A 16,328-nucleotide genomic window follows, 5' to 3' on the forward strand; every position below is an offset into this window, starting at 1 on the left:
GGGCCCTATGGCAGCGGCGGCGGCACGGACGGCAGGGTGGGCCCCGGAAGAAGAACCACATAGCGGTAGCAAAACCATCTAGGGCAAGGAGCAACGATCGTGGCAAACAAGAAAAAATGGAAAGATCTCCCTCCGGCGGTACGGATAGGCACAGTCATTGTCGGTGTTGCGCAGCTGGTGTTCCTAGCGGCTGCCCAGCGCGACATTTCACAACGCCCCTCCGATCAGATCCGGGGATCCAAAGGAATATGGCGGGTAGTGACACTGCTCAACTTTGTTGGCCCGGCCAGCTATTTCGTCTTCGGACGTAAGAAGGCCACGAGCAAGATCGCCACGGCCAGGTAGCCATACACCGGCGGGTGGCCAACATCCACGGTAAATCAGGACGTGATGGTTGTGATTGCAGATTGCAATGATGCTTTACAACTCCATGGGCCCAGCCGATGATTGAAGGATTCACCAGTTCAGGAATCCACGAGTCGACAGCTACCTTCAGGAGTCACTGCGATGCTGCAGCGCCCCGCCTTTCACCCCGCTCACGAGCCGGCATCGCCTACCGATCAGGCAGCCCACCAGCCGGATTCCGTCGCGAGGGATTCGCTCCGGCCGTCCCAACCGGCGCCCGGCCACCCGGAGCTGTCCTGCGGTACCGGCAGTTGGGACAAATTTCTCTATGGCAACCACCGGATTGTCGTTAAAGCCCTGATGCCACTGCCGCCGATGCCACTGGTGGCCGGTGCAGCCGCGCAAGCGGTTAATGCCAACCGGGTACACCTCCCGTGGCGGCGCCAGGATGCGCAGCCGGACGCCGTGGACACCATAGTTGTGTCTGCCGCCAGCGGTACGCGGGTCCGAAACGTTGTAGTGACCAGGGCGAATGCCGAATCCGGGGAGCTCATTTTTGAACCGGTGGACGGCCCCGGCAGCTACTGGATCTATTACCTTCCGTATGCGATGCTCGGCAAGGCCCACTACCCCCAGGCCGTGTACCTGCCGTACCGGCCGACGGCGGAGCCTGACTGGTCTGCGGCGGTGACCCCTTCTGTTTGGAGCAAGGTGCCGGAGCTTGCACAGGCCAAGGCGATCCGCTACGAAGCTGTCAGCCCGAGGGACTCCTTCGCTCCGATGAACTTCACGGCCACCGCTTCGGAGCTTCAGTCCTTGCACGATTCCAACCCGGGCACGGCATTCCTGGTTTTTCCTGAAAATCGCCTGCATCCGGTCTCGATGCGCAATTCCGTGCCGGCGCACTGGGCAATCAACGGCCCATCCGACGTGTTCCGCGATGCTGCCCAGCCCGGTGAGGACTATGTGGTGCAGTTGGGGCTGTACGCGCTGGCCGACCTGGACGGGGTTACCGTTGACGTGCAGGCACCATCCGGCGGCAGGTGCCTGAACACGGGCGGAACGGACCGGCTTGGGCAGCCATTCAACAGGAGTCTGAACATTCCGAGCGGCAGCGTGCAGGCGCTCTACTGCGTGATCCCCGTTCCGCGCGACGCAGCCGGCACCAGCATAAAGGCCGGCATCCGTATCTCTTCGACCGGCGGGGAGCCCCGTACAGTCTCGGTCACACTGGACATTGAAGGGACAGACAGCTCGGATCCGGACATTCTGGCCGGCGGCTTCGGCGACCCGCGGTACCTGCGGCGGCTCGCATGGCTGGACTCCACGCTGGCCCAGGACCGCGGGCTGGTAGCCCCGTTCACTGCAGTCACCCTCAACGCATCGGAGCGGGAGCTGGGCATCCTGGGACGGAAGGTGAGGTTGGCGGCTTCGGGCCTTCCGGCACAGCTCAGCTCGACCTTCAATTCCAACGTCACGGCAACCGATGCACCGGAAACTGAGATGCTGGCTGCCCCGTTGGGGCTGGCGGTTACCTCGGCGGGGCCGGCCATTACCCCGGTGGATCTGGCTGCAGGGCTGATCGAAGAGGCCGCCGGGCCGGACTGGAGTTACTCGCCGCTGGACTTTGCGGTGGACGGGCCGGGACAGGTGAGCTGGACGTGCCGGTGGACGTCCGGTGGCGGGGGCGCAGGGAAGTTAAGCCTGCAGCTCCGCGGAATACTGGAGGCCGACGGCGCCCTCAGCTATGCCCTTCGGCTGACAGCCGGCAGCGAGGCTGAGCTCCATGACATCGCACTGACGCTCAGCATGCACGCGAAGGCAGTGCCACTGGCCATGGGACTCGGTGTTCCGGGTGGCCGACGGCCGGAATCCCTGGACTGGGCCTGGGACGTGTCCAACCGGAACCAGGACGCGCTCTGGCTGGGCTCCGTAAACGCAGGGCTGCAGCTGTCGTTGCGCGACGGCCAGTACGAGCGCCCGCTCAACACGAACTTCTACCGCCAGAAGCCGCTGGTTGAGCCCGTCTCGTGGGCCAACCGGCAGGCCGGTGGCCAGGGCAGCACCGGCCAGAGCAGCACCGTCAATGGTGGCGTACGCATGCGCAGCACCGGGGATACTGTGGGGCTGGCGGCCTTCAGCGGCGCCCGGACCATGGCAGCCGGAGAGGCCCTGGACTTTGACTTCCGGCTTCTCCTGACACCGTTCAAACCGATCGATCCGCAGCGCCATTTCGCCCGCCGCTACTTCCATGCACCAGCGGATCCCGCAGACATTACGGCGACCGGGGCCACCGTGGTCAACGTTCATCATGCCACCGGCCCGGCGCCGTATATCAATGATCCGCTGCTCGAGGCTGACCGGCTGGCTGAGTACACCGCGGCGGCCAAGGAACACGGCCTCAAGGTCAAGGTGTACAACACAGTGCGCGAGCTGACCTTTCACAGCCCTGAACTCCTGCCGATGCTATCGCTCCAGCACGAGATCTTCAGCGACGGCCCCGGCCATGGCCATATCTGGCTGCAGGAACACGCGGGGGACGGCTACGTGTCCGCCTGGTTCGCCCCCGACGTCGACGATATTGCGGTGGTGACCACGGGCGGTTCGCGGCTGGAGAACAGTTACGTCAGAGGCATCCAGGAGCTGGTCCTGCGAACCGGGGTGGAGGGCATCTACCTCGATGACATCGCCTACGACCGGCACGCCATGCTGCGTGTCCGCAAGGTCCTGGACCGCAATTGCGTCGACCCGGAAATCGACCTGCATTCGGCTAACCAGTTCACGGCCCATGACGGCTTCGCATCCTCGGCCAATCTGTACATGGAACAGCTGCCGTACGTGGACCGCCTGTGGCTGGGGGAGTATTTCGACTATGACGGCACCGCGCCGGACTACTGGCTGGTGGAGATTTCCGGCATCCCGTTCGGGCTGATGGGCGAAATGCTGGAAGGCGGCGGGAACCCGTGGCGGGGCATGGTTTTCGGCATGACTGGCCGGGCACCCAGGGTCGATAACAGGCCACTCTGGAAATTCTGGGCGGATTCCGGTCTGGAAGGAGCCACCATGATCGGCCACTGGGCAGCACATCCTCCGGTCCGGAGCAGCCACCCGGAGGTGCTGGCAACCACCTGGTTCACGGACCACGGCGCCGTGGTGGCGTTGGCGTCGTGGGCAAACGGCCCCGTGGACGTCCTTCTGGAGTTCGATGTCGCCGAGTGCGGCGCCTTCGGAACCAGACTCGGGGACAGCCCGTTTGCCGCACCGGAAATCGAGGGCTTCCAGCATGCAAAAAAGTACGACGCCGGCGCAGCCATCACCGTCGAACCAGGACGTGGCGTCCTGCTCACCCTAGGAGAAAAAGAATGACCGAGACCGGGCCCGGCACCTTTTGGTTCGAGACCATCAGGCTGGACATGGCCGAGCTCGGTCCGGACAGCCCGCTCCCCGGCGTGGCCGCCGCGGAGCAGCAGCCGTACACGGTCGGTGAAGGAGTCCCCGAGGCCTTGCAGACGGCCAGCAGATACGGCGGCGTGCCTAACATCTATCCGTACCAGCAACAGAACGGCTACACCCGGGAACGCCGGCAGCAAGAGCTCCCGGCCGTTGTGCTCGAGAACAGCAGGCTCCGGGCAGTCTTCCTGCCAGGACTGGGCGGCCGGTTGTGGGAATTGCTGGACAAACTCACCGGCAAGCAGTTGCTCCACACTTCGCACACCCTGCAGTTCGCGAATCTTGCGCTGCGCAACGCGTGGTTCGCTGGCGGGATCGAATGGAACATCGGCACGCGCGGCCATTCGCCCACCACCTGCAGCCCGCTCCACACGGCCAGGGTGCGCACTCCGGACGGCCAGGACGTTCTGCGCATGTGGGAGTTCTGCAGGCTCCGGGAGGTGGTGTTCCAGGTGGATGCCTGGCTGCCGGAGGACTCGCCGGTGCTGTTCACCTCGGTCCGGATCCGGAACCCCAATGAGCACGGGGTTCCGATGTACTGGTGGAGTAACGCGGCCGTTCCGGAGACAACGGAAACCCGGGTCATCGCCCCGGCGGAAGAGGCCTTCGCCAGCGGCTACGGGACTGACATTTCCTCCGTTCGGCCTGCCAGTCACGCCGGGATCGATGCCACCTGGCCGGCCAGGAACCCGCACGCCGCGGACTTCTTTTTTGATCTGTCACAGGACCAGCGCCGCTGGATCGCTGCCGTGGATCACGACGGCGACGGGCTGGTCATGCTGTCCAGCCGGCGGTTGCAGGGCAGGAAGCTGTTCGTCTGGGGCCAGGGTCAGGGCGGGCACCGCTGGCAGGAGTGGCTGAGCCCAGGCGGCGCGGACCCGCGCGGCACCGGACCGGGCGGCAGCACCAGCCATGCCTACGCGGAAATCCAGGCCGGGCTGGCGCAGACCCAGTTTGAACACCTCGCCATGCCCGCAGGTGCGGAATGGACGTGGTTGGAGGCATATGGGAACGCTTCCCTTGATCCCGATCCCTCGCACAGCAGCGATTATCCGTCCGCCGTGGGGCACGCCCAGTCCGCGTTGGAGACACTCCTGCCGGAAGCCGCAGTTGATGCTGCCCTGCTGAGGGCTGAGCGCAATGCAGATATTCCACCTGTGGAACCTCTCGTGACCGGCAGCGGCTGGGGCGCCCTTGAAGCGGCACGCCGCCTGCATGCCGGCCGTCCATGGGTGAATGAAACCGGGACTCCTTTCCCGGAACAGAGCATCACCGGTACGGAGCGGCCGTGGCTTGAACTCCTTGAGGGTGGGGCGTTCTCGGGCTCGGAATCCTTTGTTGCCGGTGAGGATTTCGAACAGCTCCTGGCCGCACAAGGCCACGGGGCGGCGTCGTTCCACCTGGCCACCATAAAACATGCGCGGCAGGACATCGCCGGTGCGATTGTTGCCTATACACAGGCGCTCGCCAGCGCTGACCTGGCCACGGACGCCCTGGCCACGGAAGCCGTGGCCACGGAAGCCCTGACCCGCCGTGGCCTCGGCCTGGCGTTCATTGCCGCTGGTCAGCCCGGGCGCGGCCTGGCGGAGCTGGCCCGGTCCAGCACGCTGGAGCCCGCCAATGTGCCGCTGCTCACCGAAGCCATGGTGCTTCACCTGGAACACGGAGATCCTGCCGGTGCGTTAGCGCTGGCGGGCCAATCGCCGCAGGAGATCGCCGCCGTCGGACGCGTCCTGTTCCTGAAGGCATTGGCGCTGGCGGGCTCGGGGCAGCCGGAAAGGGCTGCGGCGATTCTCCGCGCGGGGGTGGAAGTTCCGGACCTGCGTGAGGGTGAGAACTCCATCTCCGCACTATGGCTGGAGGTATGCCCGGGGGAGCCGGTACCGCCGCAGTACCAGTTCGGAATGCAATAGCAGCGGCGCAATCGGCGACCGCCCAAGGCAGCGCAGTCCATCCTGAGCCAAGAAATCATACGTCATCCCAAACTAGCTACGTGCGGGTAACCCGAGGCGCCGCGTGGTGCTGGCACCCAGCTTAAGCCTGTAAATTTTAGGGTATGACCCCTGCCACAAAGCCTGCCATGACCCGCGCCCTCGGTATCTCCAAAGAGATCGAAGATGCGGCCTGGTATGTGCTCGGCGCCGGGCTGCAGGGCAAGCCGTCGGCGCTGGACCGCCGCACGCCGACGTGGACATCGGACGCCGCCGCCGAGCTGCTGGAGCGGCTGGAGCGGGGCGTGCCGGATGCCAAGGCGCCCATGATGACCAACCTTCGGCAGAACCTGCAGGATGCCTCGCGCGCAGCCAAGCAACTGGCCGTTGAACTGCTGTTTCTGCAGTCCCTTCCGCTGGCGCACGAGGTCAAATCCCTCAAGGTCAAGCGGGCCCGCGTGGCCGAGGCCGCATCGTGGCTGGAGCCTCCGCTGGAGCTCCCGGGCGAGCTGTACCAGGGCATGACGGACCACGGCGTCATTCGGGACCGTACCGCCGAATTCAACTGGACCATCTGGGACCACCTGCGGTGGCTGTGCCGTTTTGTGCAGCACGTGGACCAACAGGCCACCTCGGCCATCAACAAGGCGCTCAAAGACCCGCTGGCTTTCCATCAGCTGGCCGCTGGCACGCCGGAGGACCAGCCGGCCATTCGCCGCAGCATTGAATACCTGGCCTGGCCAAGCTACTTCGAGCCGGTGGTGGCCGATGTGGAGCGGCAGGAGATCAGGGACGCATTCGCATCGCTGGTGGGCGGCGCCAAGGGCGACAGCGATGAAGACATCACCGCGGACATCCACCGGATCCGCGTGCATCTCGACCAGCAGGCCGGGCAGCGCATCGACTGGTACGCCCGCCAGCTGGTGAGCCAGTGGCGCAAGGTGGGCGATCCCGGCCGACGCGCGTGGCTCCTGCGCACCCACCAGGACAACACCGAGCTGCTCGCTGCCTGGCAGGGCGAAGAAAAGGTGACTCTCGACGTCGAACATCTCCGCCTGCTGGACCCCGGCGTTACTGCGGGGCTGGTACAGCATGCGGTGGACGAGGACTACAAGCACCTGGGCTATGTGGAGCGCGAGGACACCAAAACTGCGGTCTTCGCATTCCTGACCGTGATGAAGCCGGGGGACCTGGTGCTGCACCAGCATGCCGGCGGAGTCAGGGTGGGCGTTGTTCTGGGGGAGCCCGTACACAACGGGGACAACCGTCGACTGCGCCGGAAGGTCCGCTGGTTTGATGAAAACCACACCATGACCGACCTTCCCCGCCACGTCCAGCGTCAGTTGGCCACGCCTGGAATCATTGTTGATGTGACCCGGGTCATCCAGGCGCTGCAGGCGCTGCTCCCGGCCGAAGCCGAACCGGAGGACGAGGACGCCACCGAGCCGGACGCCGTCGTTGTGCCCGTTCCGGAAGGCTTCCGCCCGCTGACAAGCGAGTTTGCGGACTCTTTACACATGGACCTCGCGCCCCTCCAGGAAATTGCCGAGCTGTTGGAGGAAAACCGGCAAATCGTGCTGTTCGGCCCGCCCGGAACGGGCAAGACCTACCTCGCCAAACACCTTGCAGCGCAGCTGGCTGATGACAGCACTGACGAGCGGGTGAAGCTGGTGCAGTTCCACCCGTCGTACGCCTATGAGGACTTCTTCGAGGGCTACCGGCCGGACAAAACAGACGAGGGCCAGGTGTCCTTCAAACTCGTGGCCGGGCCGTTGCGCCGGCTGGCGGAGGAAGCTGCGAAGCCCGGAAACGAATCCAAGCCGTATTTCCTGATCATCGATGAGATGAACCGTGCCAACCTCGCCAAGGTCTTCGGTGAGCTTTACTTCCTGCTGGAGTACCGCGACGACAGGATTTATCTCCAGTACAGCCCCAACGAGCCGTTCACGCTCCCGGACAACCTGTATATCATCGGCACCATGAATACGGCGGACCGTTCCATCGCCATGATGGATGCCGCCATCCGTCGCCGTTTTGCGTTCATCGAACTGCATCCGCAGACGGAGCCCGTGAAGGGTTCTCTGCTGCGGTTCCTGCAGGCCCGTAACCTGGACACCACACCGGCGCTGTTGCTGGATGCGCTCAATGCCGCGATTGATGAGTGGGACAGGGATCTGATGATCGGTCCGTCCTACTTTATGAAGCAGGCCGCGCAGACGCCGGCGGGTCTGCGCCGGATCTGGAAATACGAGCTGATGCCGCTGTTGCAGGAGCACTATCACGGACAGCTGAACCGCGCCCAGCTGGAGGAGCGGTTCGGGCTGGACCAGTTGTTGGGACGCCTTGGGTCCCGCTAAGCCGATACCCCAGCGGCCGGTGCGTGCCCCAGCCACGGGGAGCGCACGTGGCGGGGTGCAGCCGGTCCGTCACCTCGTTCTGGACGAGCTGTCCGCCGGGATAGTGGACAAATTTGACGCCGCCAGTGCCGCGCTGGTGAACTCCAGCGGCCTGGCCAAGGCATCGCCCATGGGGATGGGCCTGTACCGGATCGAGCCCGTGGGCATGGTGGGCTCCGTGCGTACACCCACGGTGCAGCTGGATGTCCGGCCCAAAGACCGGCTTGGCCTCAGCCGCCTGCTGTTCCTGCTTGGCTACGCCGGGAAACAGGGCTTCCGTGAGGACACCGTAGCGGCGGTAGAGGACCGCGATCTGTGGAGTGCGCTGGCTGAATCACTGGCGCAGCTCGCCGAACGCGCCCTGAACCGCGGCGTGCTGCAGGGGTACCTTACCGTGGACGAATCCCTCCGCACAGTCAAGGGCAGGATCCGGATCTCGGACCAGATCTCGCGCCGGCCCGGCATGCTGGTGCCGCTGGAGGTTTCCTATGACGAGTTCACCGAGGACATTGCCGAGAACCGCATCCTCCGCGCTGCCCTGGAACGCATGGGCCAGGTTCCGCGCGTCCGGCCCGAGGTGCTCAGCCGCCTGCGGCAGCTGAAGGGAAAGCTCGACGCCGTCACCCGGGTCCAGTCCGGCGCGCCACTGCCGCCGTGGCGGGCCAGCCGGATGAACGTCCGATATCACCCGGTGTTGCGCCTGGCCGAGCTGATCCTGCGGAACGCATCAGCTGAAGCGGGGGAGGGCAAACAACAGGCGGCATCGTTTGTGGTGGATATGGCCAAGGTGTTCGAGGACTTTGTGGGCACGGCGCTGCGCGAAGCGATGGCAGCCCATCCGGGGGAGATGCGGCTGCAGTACAACGTGATGCTGAACGAGGCCGTGCGGGATTCTGACCGGATCACCGTACGCCCTGATGCCGTGCATCTGCTGGGCGGACGCCCCGTGGTGGTCTACGACGCCAAGTACCAGGCCAGCTCGGATCAGGACGCATCGCTGTCCGCGGACCACTTCCAGATGCTCGCCTACTGCACCGCCCTCCGGGTTCCCACGGCCTGGCTTGTCTACGCCGGCCCCGGTGAGATGAAGCTGCGGCGGATCCTTAATACAGACATAGACGTGGTGGAGTTTCCACTGGACCTGTCCCGGCCGCCGTCGGAAATTCTTGCCTCCATTGCGGACCTGGCGCAACAGTCCTGGGGCGAAGTGGTGCGGCAAGCCGGCCAGTGAGCCTGACCCCCCGGTGGTTGAGCCTGACGAAAGCTAGACCGGAACACGGAAAGTGAACGTGGTTCCCCGCCCCACGGCGCTCTGCAGCTCAAAACTCCCGCCGTGTGCCTCCACAATCGCCTTGCTGATAGGCAGCCCCAATCCCACGCCGGGGATCGCCGTATTCCGTACGCTTCCGGACCGGAAGAACTTGGTGAAGGCCTCCGCCTGGTCCTTGTCACTCATGCCCATACCGGTATCGCTGACCTTGCACACCATGTAACCGTCTTCAGGACTCAGCGAAACCACCACGTCTCCGCCGTCGGGAGAGTACTTGATGGCATTGGAGACCAGATTGTCCAGCACCTGCGAAATCCGGGCAGGGTCCACATGAGCGTCCAGCCGCTGGGGGGCATCGGCGCGTAGCCGGACGCCCGAGCCGCCAGCTTTGGGCAACGCCGCTGAAACGCTGGCGCGGACCAACTCCGCCACATCCACGGCCTGCGGGCTTACAATCAGCTGGCCGCTCCTGCTGGACAACAGATCGGAAACCAGGGTGAGGAGCCGCTCGGAGTTCCGCTTGATAATCTTCAGCGGTCCGATCTGAGATTCGGGAAGTTCATCTCCGTCGTCGAGCATCAGCTCCACGTACCCCAGGATCGAGGTCAACGGCGTCCGGAATTCGTGGGAGACGTTGGATACGAAGTCGTCCTTGGCAGCAAGGGCGTTCACCAGATCCGTGACGTCGCTGAACACAATGACGGAGCCTGTGAAGTTTCCGTCCGCGTCCTTCATGGCCCGCGCACTGGTGGTGAAGGCGCGCTGTTCGCTGCCGCCACCAAGCCAGGCAAGGTAATCGGTGAAGGTCTCGCCGAGCACCGCGCGCCGGACGGGGCGAAGCTCCGCTGGCATCGGCGTGATGCGGTCTGCCTCGAAAACCAGCAACTGCGTCTCGTTTGGATCCGCGACATTGTGCGGAGTCGCCAGCCGATGGTTGGCCCGTTGTTTGCGGTTCATGAGGATATCGTTTCCGTGGGCGTCCACGGCAAGAACGCCCAAATGGACAGTGTCCAGCACCGTGTTGAGCAGTTCTTCGTGGCGTCGGCTCTTACGGAGGCTGCCCTGCAGCTGGGCGTCCTTTTCCTCGAGGTTATTTTGTTGCCGGACCATGCTCATGGTCATGACGCTCACAGAGACGCCAATCCCCAGCATCATCACCGGCAGGAGCATGGAGTGGCCCAGATCCTGGCCGGTAACGTCGCCGCGGATGAACAACGGCACCCAGATGATGCCGAGCGGGGCGAAGAATGAGAGGACAATGGACGGCCGCGAGTACAACCCTGAGGCGCAGAGCCACATGACCGGGAACACCGCCATAAGACCGATTCCCATCAGGCTGTCCTGGCCGCCCTCCCTGCCCAGGGTGATGGAGACGAAGTCCAGGAGCGGAATCGCCAGGAAGGTTGAGAACGGCAGGCGGTGCCACGGGATGGCGTAGCACAGCACCAGAATCAGGGCCTGCGAGACCAGGAAACTTACGAACAGGGGGTTGGCTAGCGTTTGGGGGAAAAACCCGGTGATCAGGACCGCAGTGAACCCGGCAGTGACGGATAGCGGCATCTGGCTCAGCGTTACGCGTCCCCGCAACGAGTACTCATGGAACGGGCGCCGGAAGAACATCATCCGGCCCGAGGAGATGCCCCAGGCTGCGTTGTCGGTCATGGACGGGTGGCCGGAAGTGTGGGACGCATACCAGCAGGATAGCCGGAGCCAGCTATACTGCTGACGGTATGGAGCAGGCTGAGGGGGCTGTGTTGAGTGATTCACGTGTGGGTCTGGTCATTGAGGATGACCACGACATCCGCGAGCTGGTGCGCGTAGTGCTGACGCAGGCAGGGTTCGACGTCACAGTCGCCGCCACCGGTGCTGAGGGGGTGTTGGCCGCCAAAGAACTGAATCCCGCCGTCATAACCCTGGATCTCGGGCTGCCGGACATCGATGGCTTTGAAGTGTCCCGGCAGATCCGCCAGTTCTCTGACGCGTACATTGTGATGCTCACCGCCCGGGCAGAGGAGCTGGACACACTGATCGGCCTGGAATCCGGTGCTGACGATTACCTCACCAAGCCCTTCCGTCCCCGGGAACTGCGCGCCAGAGTCGCCGCCATGATGCGGCGCCCGCGTTCGACGTCGGACTCCTCCACCGGGAACACCTCCAGTTCCGGCGAGGATCGCGGGAGCTTCACCCACAACGGGCTGGACCTCAGTTACGACTCCAGAACGGTGGCCGTGGACGGCCAGGAACTGAGCCTGACGCGAACGGAATTCGATCTCCTGCACGCGCTGCTCGAGGCGGGCCGGATGGTCCGTACCAAATCGGATCTGGTGCGCCGGCTGCGGGACGAACCGTACGACGTCGGCAGTTACATCAGTGAGGCTGACGAGCGCTCCATTGAGGTCCATATGGGAAATCTCCGCAAGAAGCTGGGTGACTCACCGCAGAATCCGCGCTGGTTGCAGACCGTTCGCGGCGTTGGTTACAGACTCGCGCCGGCCAACAGCTGATGCTTCCGGCGTCCCTGTTCAGGCAGCGTTTGCTGCCGTGAGACAGGTGACGGTCCCGCCGCTGCATTGATCAATACGGCGCAGAAAGGTACTGCCCAACCTCGACAGTGTGGTTGAGGCGGGGTTGGCGCTGTCAGGGAATTTCTTCAGGGCGCTCTCAAGTTCGTCGGCAATGCCACCCAGACAGCACGCCCCCACCATCTGGCTGGAGGTCTTGAGGCTGAGAACAGCATCCATGGCGGCTTCCAGATCTCCGGACCGGAGCGCCCACCGAAGCCGGCTGATTCTGCTGGGGAGCTGCTCCATGTAGTTGCGCACGAAAATCCGGCAATAGTCTTCGTCAGGGTCCAACTCGGCGCGGAGGCGGCGGAGCACGGTGGGGTCCACGAGTGGCTGCAGAAAATCGCATTGCGGTTCCACTGCGGTTCCTTCCCACTGGGTTGGTGCCGACGAATAGAAAGCCATGTACTTGCCTTTGGTTAAGATTAGGGCCGCCCGGTCTTCCGGCAGCTGTTTTTGAAAAGATTTGATCGAATCTTGAGACGGAGGCTATTCACCCCTAAGATCAGGTTCAGTGCTGTCTGCATGAACTGACCTTGTGGCTTCAGCCACCTGCCGATTGTGGGGCGATCGTTTTGTTCCGGACTTTGAAAACTCTATTAATGTCATTTGCGGTGGGGATTGGACTGATACTTACCGTTGTCCAGCCCGTCAACGCCGCGGTAACCCAGATCTCGCTGAGTCCGACGTCCGGACTTGCCGGTTCCGCGGTCACCGTCAGCGGGACGGGGTTCAAGGCGTCCACGACCGGTACCGTCATAGCTGGTTCTACCACTTTCTCATTCCGGACTGCAGCCTCCGGTGCTTTCAGTACGGGCATCACCATTCCGGCAGCAGCCCCCGGAAACCTGACAATCACGGCCAAGACATCCACTGTCAAGGCTTCCGCGGTGTTCACGGTAACGGCTCCCACCCCGCAGCTGCCCCCGGTCAGCTTGAAGCCACTGCGTTTCGGTGTGGTCACAGAAAATGGCCCGCTGGCCAGTGCGGAACTGGATGATGTTTCGCGGCTGGCGGGTGAGAGCCCATCGATAGTGATGTTCTACAAAGACTTCCTGCAGCCTGCTCCTGTGGCTGAATTGGATGCCGTCCGCGCCCGCGGAGCCGTTTCGCTGGTTACTTGGGAGCCCTGGGCCTGGGGCGGCGGGCTGGTACAGCCTGCGTACTCGCTGGACCGGATCACTGCCGGAGATTTTGATGCCAAAATTCTTCAGTGGGGCCAAGCACTCGCGTCCTGGGGCCAGCCTGTCATGCTGCGCTTTGGCCACGAAATGAACGGCAACTGGTACCCGTGGGCTGAAGGCGTCAACGGAAACGGACCCGGAGACTACGTGCAGGCCTGGCGTCACGTCCACGATGTTGTGGCCTCCACCGGGGCAACTAACGTGGCCTGGGTTTGGGCCCCCAACGTCCCCTACTGGGGCTCCACGGACCTCGCCGGTCTTTACCCCGGCGCGGGGTACGTGGACGTGGTTGCGCTCGATGGTTATAACTGGGGGACTTCTGCGTCCTGGAGCAGCTGGGTTTCGCCCCAGGACTTGTTCGGCCCCGGGATTGCCCAGCTCCGGAGCCTCGCGCCCGGTAAGCCCATCATCATTGCCGAAACCGCGTCCAGCGAGGCCGGCGGATCCAAGGCTGCGTGGAACACGGATCTGGTGTCCTATCTTGCAGCCCAGCCGGATGTCACAGGATTTGTGTGGTTCCACATCCAGAAGGAAACCGATTGGCGGATTAACAGCAGCGCCTCGTCGGCATCCGCGTTCAAATCTGCGCTGCTGGCCCGGATGAGCTGACCCCACCGGGCTGACCGCATGGGGCGGACTGCCGCGAGGCTGACTGCTACGGGCGGACCTTGCTGCCACGGCGGGCAAGAGCCATCAGTGCTACCCCGATAAGCAGCACACCGAGGGCGGTGAGCAGCCCCGCGCCTACATTCAGTCCTGTGTAGGCCAGGGCCGCTCCGGATGCGGGGATGGTTGCGTTCATTCCGTACATGATTAGTTGATTTCCTCTGCTGTGTACTGTGCTTCCCAGCGGTCTACTCGACGCCGGGTGATCTTAGTTGCGAGTACGGCCCACCAGGAGGCCATGATCCACCCTGACCGCAGCCACATAAAAACTTCCTGGGGAAAAAAGGATGCTGCCAGCACAATGTCTTTCCAGTCGTAGTGCGGGATCCTCAAGGCCCTCTTGATGTCAAGTGCCACGAACAGGATGGGCACTAGCCACCAGAACAGGACGAACTGGAATACTCCGAGCACCAGGGACGCAATAATGACGGCCATCCACAGGAGCTTCAGGAAGACGCTCAGCAGGCCCATCAGCTGCTGCCCCCAGTCGCGCAGCGTGAGCCGGTTGATGCCCAGTTGTAGGAGATCCTCCACCGTGCCCACCTGCCACTTCATCCGCTGGCCCCACAACGCCTTGATGGTTTTCATGGAATCCGTATAGGCGCGTACTTCGGGGGACACCTGGCAGACGTAGCCGAGTTCACGGATGCGGTAGGTGAGTTCAAAGTCTTCGACCTGGGAGGTATAGACCCAAGGCCCAACGCGGTCGTCCCGGGCTGCGATCTGGCGGAGGACGCCGTTGTTGATGGCGCATCCGGTTCCGGCGAGGACGCTGGTACTGCCGCGGCGCAGTGCCACGTCGGTCCAGGTGGCGAATTCCGCTTTCTGCAGCCGGCTGAGGAACCCTGGATCCTGCATGGTGAATTTCGACGACGAGCCGCCCAGCAGTGCGCCTTCTTCCGTGCTGAATTCCTTCGCCCAGGCCTCTATGGCATTGGGGGGAAGTACGGTGTCGGCGTCGAGGCAGATCACCACATCGGCATTGTCGGCGAATTCTGACCACGCTGTGTTCAGGGCCTCTGACTTGCGGTGTTCCAGCCGTGGAAGCTCCATGACGGTGACCGGGTACTTGCGGGCTTCCCGGGCAGTTCCGTCGGTGCACCCGTTGGGGATAACCACGATCCGGTCTGCGGGGCGGGTCTGCAGCATCAGTCCGTCCAGGGTGGCGCCTATGGAGCTTTCCTCGTTATAGGCCGGGACCAGCACAACCACGTTCAGGAGCAGGGCCGGATCCGTGGCCGGAGCGGCCGCATGGGTGCCGGCTGTCGCGGATGTTGCCAGCACGGGAGTCTCCTGAACTTGGGGCCGCCGGCCCTCTGAGCGGGACCAACTGGATCCATCCTCTGATCACGCGCTCAATATCAACCCGCGCAAAGACCAAAGATTGACTCAAGTTCCGCCGGGGTTCAGCCATGTTTCAGTTCCGTGCGAGGAAGTCTTCCAGTTGATGCTCTAACGCTGAGCGGTCCTTGAGTCCGCATTCCCAGACGGTGAGCACCTCCCATCCCTCACGTTCGAGCTGAAGCCGCTGATCGGCGTCCCGGTTTCTGGTGCGCGTCCGTTTGGACTCCCAGAACTCGGCGTTGGCCTTGGGCGCATGCTGGCCCGCTTTGCAGTCGTGGAAATGCCAGAAGCAGCCGTTGACAAAAATCACCTTGTGCCTGCCCGCGAAGACCAGGTCCGGGCTGCCGGGCAGTTTACCGCCGCGGACGCTGCCATGAAGCCGGTAGCGGTAGCCCTTGGCATGGACGAGCCTGCGCACGAGGAGCTCCGGCTTGGTGTTCTTGCCCCTGATCCGCGACATGTTCCAGCTGCGCTGCTCAGGTGTCAGCCTGTCCGCCATAGTTCCAGTCTAGGCGGCGTTAGATGTCCCGTTCGGGCTGCTCACCGAGCTCGAAATGCCGTCCACTCACTGACGTGGGCACGACTTCCACGTAAAAATCCTTGAGCGTGGGGACCCAGGACTTGAGTCCCAGGGACTCTGCGTCGGCGATTTCGGCAGAGGTGTTCAGGACGCGGGCCTCACCGCGGAGAACCACTGACCACGCCTCATCGGAGAGTATGCCGTCGGTTTCGAACAACACTTTGGAATTGATGGTGAGCTCTGCGAGTTTGTTTCCGGGTGCTGTGCGTAGATAGAGCTTGCGGCTGCTCGTGACGTAGTTGACCGGGAAGATATCTGGTTCGCCGGCCACGGTGACCACCAGCCGCCCGTGCCGGGTGTTCTCCAGCAGCGTCCAGGACTGCTCAACAGAGAGGTTCAGGATAGGGCTGCCGTCTGCATGGTTGAACATCATGGCTCCATTGTTCTACGTCATGTAGAAAAATGCCAGAGATTGGGACGAAAACAATCAAACGGCTTCCCTCGCCATCAGGATCCTTAAAATGTCGCAGCCTCTCCGTAGCCTGATCCTGTTCGGGTTTCATCGAATCCTGTGGTCAGCCTCTCCGGGTGCTTGTGCCACTGGTACGGGTGACCCTGCGTGTCTATTGGGGGCATCAGGGACTGGACACTCGCAACA

The 16,328-nt window shown here is 63.4% G+C and carries 13 protein-coding genes; 7 read left to right on the forward strand and 6 right to left on the reverse strand.

What is annotated here, in order from left to right; all coding sequences use genetic code 11:
- Positions 1-99 precede the first annotated feature (99 nt).
- From ACQCST_RS06155 to ACQCST_RS06175, 5 genes are all read left to right on the forward strand, one after another.
- Positions 100-345 carry a hypothetical protein gene (locus ACQCST_RS06155; RefSeq protein WP_426998418.1) on the forward strand — a complete coding sequence of 82 codons (246 nt, stop codon included), beginning with the start codon at positions 100-102 and terminating at the stop codon, positions 343-345.
- A 162-nt stretch (positions 346-507) separates the two neighbouring features.
- Positions 508-3,711, forward strand: coding sequence for a glycoside hydrolase domain-containing protein (locus ACQCST_RS06160; RefSeq protein WP_426998419.1), 3,204 nt, complete (start codon positions 508-510; stop codon positions 3,709-3,711).
- On the forward strand, positions 3,708-5,708 hold the full coding sequence (locus ACQCST_RS06165; protein ID WP_426998420.1) for a DUF5107 domain-containing protein: 2,001 nt from the start codon (positions 3,708-3,710) through the stop codon (positions 5,706-5,708). Before ACQCST_RS06160 ends, ACQCST_RS06165 begins: the two co-directional genes overlap by 4 nt.
- A gap of 143 nt (positions 5,709-5,851) precedes the next feature.
- Positions 5,852-8,083 (forward strand): McrB family protein, encoded by a 2,232-nt coding sequence (locus ACQCST_RS06170; RefSeq protein WP_426998421.1) that lies wholly within the window; start codon positions 5,852-5,854, stop codon positions 8,081-8,083.
- A gap of 55 nt (positions 8,084-8,138) precedes the next feature.
- Positions 8,139-9,353: an McrC family protein gene (locus tag ACQCST_RS06175; RefSeq protein ID WP_426998422.1), complete on the forward strand. Its 1,215-nt coding sequence runs from the start codon at positions 8,139-8,141 to the stop codon at positions 9,351-9,353.
- 33 nt (positions 9,354-9,386) lie between these two features.
- Here ACQCST_RS06175 and ACQCST_RS06180 read toward each other — a convergent pair whose 3' ends face one another.
- Positions 9,387-11,054: a sensor histidine kinase gene (locus ACQCST_RS06180; RefSeq protein ID WP_426998423.1), complete on the reverse strand. Its 1,668-nt coding sequence runs from the start codon at positions 11,052-11,054 to the stop codon at positions 9,387-9,389.
- 92 nt (positions 11,055-11,146) lie between these two features.
- Between ACQCST_RS06180 and ACQCST_RS06185 the strand changes: the two genes are divergently transcribed.
- Positions 11,147-11,896 (forward strand): response regulator transcription factor, encoded by a 750-nt coding sequence (locus ACQCST_RS06185; protein ID WP_426998424.1) that lies wholly within the window; start codon positions 11,147-11,149, stop codon positions 11,894-11,896.
- A gap of 18 nt (positions 11,897-11,914) precedes the next feature.
- Here ACQCST_RS06185 and ACQCST_RS06190 read toward each other — a convergent pair whose 3' ends face one another.
- Positions 11,915-12,361, reverse strand: a complete 447-nt coding sequence (locus tag ACQCST_RS06190) for an Hpt domain-containing protein (RefSeq protein WP_426998425.1) — start codon at positions 12,359-12,361, stop codon at positions 11,915-11,917.
- A 197-nt stretch (positions 12,362-12,558) separates the two neighbouring features.
- Between ACQCST_RS06190 and ACQCST_RS06195 the strand changes: the two genes are divergently transcribed.
- The gene (locus ACQCST_RS06195) at positions 12,559-13,749 is read left to right on the forward strand and encodes a glycosyl hydrolase (RefSeq protein WP_426998426.1); all 1,191 of its coding nucleotides are present in this window, start codon (positions 12,559-12,561) and stop codon (positions 13,747-13,749) included.
- 46 nt (positions 13,750-13,795) lie between these two features.
- Here the strand turns inward: ACQCST_RS06195 and ACQCST_RS06200 are convergent, their stop codons facing one another.
- The 4 genes from ACQCST_RS06200 to ACQCST_RS06215 all read right to left on the reverse strand — a co-directional run bounded on the left by ACQCST_RS06200 (position 13,796) and on the right by ACQCST_RS06215 (position 16,103).
- Positions 13,796-13,942 (reverse strand): hypothetical protein, encoded by a 147-nt coding sequence (locus ACQCST_RS06200; RefSeq protein ID WP_426998427.1) that lies wholly within the window; start codon positions 13,940-13,942, stop codon positions 13,796-13,798.
- 11 nt (positions 13,943-13,953) lie between these two features.
- Positions 13,954-15,090, reverse strand: coding sequence for a glycosyltransferase (locus tag ACQCST_RS06205; RefSeq protein ID WP_426998428.1), 1,137 nt, complete (start codon positions 15,088-15,090; stop codon positions 13,954-13,956).
- A gap of 133 nt (positions 15,091-15,223) precedes the next feature.
- Positions 15,224-15,649: a very short patch repair endonuclease gene (locus ACQCST_RS06210; protein ID WP_426998429.1), complete on the reverse strand. Its 426-nt coding sequence runs from the start codon at positions 15,647-15,649 to the stop codon at positions 15,224-15,226.
- A 19-nt stretch (positions 15,650-15,668) separates the two neighbouring features.
- The gene (locus ACQCST_RS06215) at positions 15,669-16,103 is read right to left on the reverse strand and encodes a pyridoxamine 5'-phosphate oxidase family protein (RefSeq protein ID WP_426998430.1); all 435 of its coding nucleotides are present in this window, start codon (positions 16,101-16,103) and stop codon (positions 15,669-15,671) included.
- Between the last annotated feature and the right edge of the window lie 225 nt (positions 16,104-16,328).

The organism is Pseudarthrobacter sp. N5 (assembly GCF_050157035.1).
In the GTDB taxonomy this organism is placed as follows: domain Bacteria; phylum Actinomycetota; class Actinomycetes; order Actinomycetales; family Micrococcaceae; genus Arthrobacter.

Coding starts and splice junctions, on each gene's coding strand:
- ACQCST_RS06160 (WP_426998419.1), top strand. CDS start 508: ATGCTGCAGCGCCCCGCCTTTCACCCCGCTCACGAGCCGGCATCGCCT.
- ACQCST_RS06165 (WP_426998420.1), top strand. CDS start 3,708: ATGACCGAGACCGGGCCCGGCACCTTTTGGTTCGAGACCATCAGGCTG.
- ACQCST_RS06170 (WP_426998421.1), top strand. CDS start 5,852: ATGACCCCTGCCACAAAGCCTGCCATGACCCGCGCCCTCGGTATCTCC.
- ACQCST_RS06180 (WP_426998423.1), bottom strand. CDS start 11,054: ATGACCGACAACGCAGCCTGGGGCATCTCCTCGGGCCGGATGATGTTC.
- ACQCST_RS06190 (WP_426998425.1), bottom strand. CDS start 12,361: ATGGCTTTCTATTCGTCGGCACCAACCCAGTGGGAAGGAACCGCAGTG.
- ACQCST_RS06195 (WP_426998426.1), top strand. CDS start 12,559: ATGTCATTTGCGGTGGGGATTGGACTGATACTTACCGTTGTCCAGCCC.
- ACQCST_RS06200 (WP_426998427.1), bottom strand. CDS start 13,942: ATGAACGCAACCATCCCCGCATCCGGAGCGGCCCTGGCCTACACAGGA.
- ACQCST_RS06210 (WP_426998429.1), bottom strand. CDS start 15,649: ATGGCGGACAGGCTGACACCTGAGCAGCGCAGCTGGAACATGTCGCGG.
- ACQCST_RS06215 (WP_426998430.1), bottom strand. CDS start 16,103: ATGATGTTCAACCATGCAGACGGCAGCCCTATCCTGAACCTCTCTGTT.